Source organism: Candidatus Burkholderia verschuerenii (genome assembly GCF_001189365.1).
Taxonomy (GTDB): Bacteria; Pseudomonadota; Gammaproteobacteria; order Burkholderiales; family Burkholderiaceae; genus Caballeronia; species Caballeronia verschuerenii.
Genome location: NZ_LFJJ01000420.1, coordinates 1 through 1,682 on the forward strand (window position 1 = coordinate 1; position 1,682 = coordinate 1,682).

General features: G+C 46.0%; 1 protein-coding gene and 1 pseudogene. One reads left to right on the forward strand and one right to left on the reverse strand.

Going from position 1 to position 1,682, the window contains the following annotated elements; all coding sequences use genetic code 11:
- Window positions 1–825: 825 nt before the first annotated feature.
- Window positions 826–912, reverse strand: a pseudogene (locus tag BVER_RS32160) (IS5/IS1182 family transposase); the annotation flags it as partial.
- A 166-nt stretch (window positions 913–1,078) separates the two neighbouring features.
- Here BVER_RS32160 and BVER_RS31040 point away from each other — a divergent pair.
- Window positions 1,079–1,682: radical SAM protein (locus tag BVER_RS31040; protein WP_198155525.1), on the forward strand; the 604-nt coding region annotated here is incomplete at its 3' end.

Sequence of the window (1,682 nt, forward strand, 5' to 3'; positions counted from 1 at the left end):
GGCGAAGTTCCAAACTCCCAGGAAACCATTCAGATCAATATTGCTTCTGGGAGTTCTGGGAAACACGATCTTCCGGCGGCCCCTTGCCACCCTTGACTTCGACTAATTCTGAAGGGCCGACTATTTAGATAGCCCGCACACTCTTGGTGCTCCGATAGTTTTGAGTCGCACGAAAATCGTAACGCGCAATCTTCGGCTCGCTGAGCACCGGGTTGAGCTCGTGAGCGCACCATGTCCATACCCTCTGTTAGCAAGGAAACTGCTAGTCAACTCCATCCTACGGACTCGTGGACGTTGATCACCTGTCCATTTGGACAGGTGTGCGCGGTCGAGCACTGCATTAGATTCTCACACCATAGCCAGCGAAACAGCGAACGGCGCTCATGCTCAAACTTGCCTGAAGAATATCGTTCAACTCTAAAAAGAGACGATCGAGGTACGGTAATCGTCTAATACAGCTAATTTGACTTTGTCACAAATTTAGTAAATCAATGGTTCGTCCACAGCAAGGGCCCAATCCATTTTGGAGAACAGACGATGGCTCAGGCGATGACGTAGGCTTGTGATCGAGGTTGGGAGATGGCGCTGGGCCCGCAAGGCTACCGCATGGGATGTAATTCTGGGCACAGCAAACACTATTGCGTAATGGCAAGCGTAGCAATAGATACATACTATCTCCTATTCACCGATAGATGGGATATTTTAATTAACCAAGGTTGGAATTTTTATCTTTCGATAGATATACCGAGGAGATTTAGTTGTTTATCAGGGACGGGGTAAACCACTGTTTCATAAAGGATGCTGGACGAGCCGAAGAGTATTCCATCAGATCACGCAGCAACCGAGTTTGGGAAATGCGCCGTGAATGTTGACACGGCGCTCGAAACGAATACCGAGGCTGTGGAAGTGATGCCGATAGGTGACACATTAGTCACTTTTCATCTATCGATGAAGGGCGTGTGGAAGAGAATATGAGATAGCGTCGACTGAAGTTGTTGGTCAATTTCGTATTCATTTGACGATGTCATTATGCCGTGTACCAACTGATAGTCATTCAAAAATTAAAATAGGGCATGATGTGGAAATTGTAGAAAGAAAAAGATCAACTGATGGTGGATATAAATACTTACTATCAACTGGAGATTTAACGAAAACTGTTGGGTCGACTTTGTTCTATTTGGATGAGCAGCGGCTCTCGTATCTATGTGTGTCGTGCCAGACAGGATGCGCAATCGATTGCGTTTTCTGCGAAACCGGTCGCCAGAAGCCTTTGGGAAATTTGGATTCGGATCAGATCATCCAGCAAGTAGAAGTTTGCTTAGATGATCTTTCGCAAGAAACGAAAGGCGAAATACGGAAAATCAATACAGTCTTATTTGCAGGCATGGGAGAGCCAATGCTCAATTCGCCAGAGATTAAAAAGGCGACAATTGCTATTAAGGCGGCGGGAATGGCAAATCGTGTGACAATAACCACGATGTGCATCCTCTCAAAATTCAACGAGCTTTATGAAATACCACTCGATACGCTATCTATTTCCTTGCATGCCACAACGGACGAAAAAAGAAGGCTGTTGATACCTAGTGGAGCGACGTATCGTATTGCCGATATGATTGACCAGGCCGATCGATATCAGAAAACTTCTGGAGCACGTGTGATATTCAATTACCTGCGTCTTCGAG